This window comes from Pseudoclavibacter sp. RFBJ3, assembly GCF_002931375.1.
Classification (GTDB): Bacteria; Actinomycetota; Actinomycetes; order Actinomycetales; family Microbacteriaceae; genus Pseudoclavibacter.
In genome coordinates, this window is record NZ_PSXZ01000045.1 from 1 (window position 1) to 809 (window position 809).

The following is an 809-nucleotide window of genomic DNA, read 5'->3' on the forward strand; positions in this document are numbered from 1 at the left end:
CGTCGACCAGCAGGACGGACGCGTGGTCGCGATCGGCCTCAACCCGGCGTTCGCGCTCCAGCCGATGTCGCCGAGTCGGGCGGCGTTGCCGATCATCGCGACACTCTCGCTCGCTGTGCTCGCTGCCGCGGTGCTCGCGCTTCCTGCGCGGTGGGGCATCCGTCGCTGGTACAAGGTCGCTCACGAGACCCCGCGTCGAGAGCGGCTGCTGCGCCGTCTTCGAGCGGCCGCCCTCCTGGCGCTTGCTCTTGCGGGCATACTCTGGGCGACAGTCGCGGCGACGCTCCTCTCGGACGGAGCTCCACCGTCCGCAGTGATCCTGCGTTCAGCACAAGCACTCACCTTCGCGGCCGTTCTGGGCGCGCTTCCCGCAGCGCTCCTCGCAATCCACCGCGCGCAACCAACGGAGAGCAACGCGGAGAATCCTTCGCCGTGGCGGTCCAGAGGGGCACGCACTCTCCGCATCACCGGACGCATTGTTCTGACGCTCGCATTCTGTGGACTCGGGTACGTGGCTGTCGTCGGCGGATTGCTTCTCCCGAGCATCACCTACTGACCACAGGCGCTTGCCCCGTGGTTCTCGAGGATGGTGACGCCCGCGCTGCGATCTACGGGCACGACGGGGCGGACCTCGACGGGGAGCAGCAAGCCCGCGCCCCACTTGACGTCCCGTCCGTCATGCAACCTGTGACTGCCAGTGAGACATCTCAAAACCCATGGGTGGTGTCAGCCGGTCGTCGCAACACCTGGTCTTGGTGGGTTCGAGAGTAGCTCTTCGAGGGCGCCTGCAGGGGTTCTGCCGCCGAGGG

The 809-nt window shown here is 67.5% G+C and carries 1 protein-coding gene; it reads left to right on the forward strand.

Annotated elements, in window-relative coordinates:
* The coding region (locus tag C5E07_RS19605; protein WP_219820254.1) for a hypothetical protein at window positions 1-556 on the forward strand (556 nt) is incomplete at its 5' end.
* Between the last annotated feature and the right edge of the window lie 253 nt (window positions 557-809).